A 440-nucleotide genomic window follows, 5' to 3' on the forward strand; every position below is an offset into this window, starting at 1 on the left:
GTTAAAAGAGCTTGTTCTATAGTATCTATAAGTATTTCTTTATCTATACCTCTGTCAACTACTAATTCATCTAATGCTTCCATAAATTCATGATTCATTTTTTATATCCTCCCTATTTAATATACCACTAAAACTTTATTGCTAATCTGACAATAGCAACATCTTTTCTATTAAATTCAATTTCCTTACCATTTACAATGATTTTTATATTATTATCTTCTGTTAATCCTACAAGTTCACCTTCAAATTGTTTACATCCATTTAATGGTTTATATAATTTTAAATCAACATCTCTACCTTGATAGCTAACAAAATCTCTGTCTTTTTTTAATGCTCTATCAAGCCCTGGAGAAGATACCTCTAAAAAGTAATTCTCTTTTATAGGGTCTTTTTCATCTAGTATTGGACTTAATTCTCTACTAACTAATTCACATTCATTT

At 27.0% G+C, this 440-nt stretch carries 2 protein-coding genes; both read right to left on the reverse strand.

The genetic code is table 11. From position 1 onward, the window contains the following. Window positions 1-98 (reverse strand): NusA N-terminal domain-containing protein (locus K0039_RS23670; protein WP_272491558.1); only part of this gene is annotated, 98 nt, incomplete at its 3' end. A gap of 29 nt (window positions 99-127) precedes the next feature. After that, window positions 128-440: ribosome maturation factor RimP (gene rimP, locus K0039_RS21535; RefSeq protein ID WP_228106916.1), on the reverse strand; the 313-nt coding region annotated here is incomplete at its 5' end.

Origin of the sequence: Terrisporobacter mayombei, from assembly GCF_020748465.1 — a bacterium.
GTDB classification, from domain to species: Bacteria; Bacillota; Clostridia; order Peptostreptococcales; family Peptostreptococcaceae; genus Terrisporobacter; species Terrisporobacter mayombei.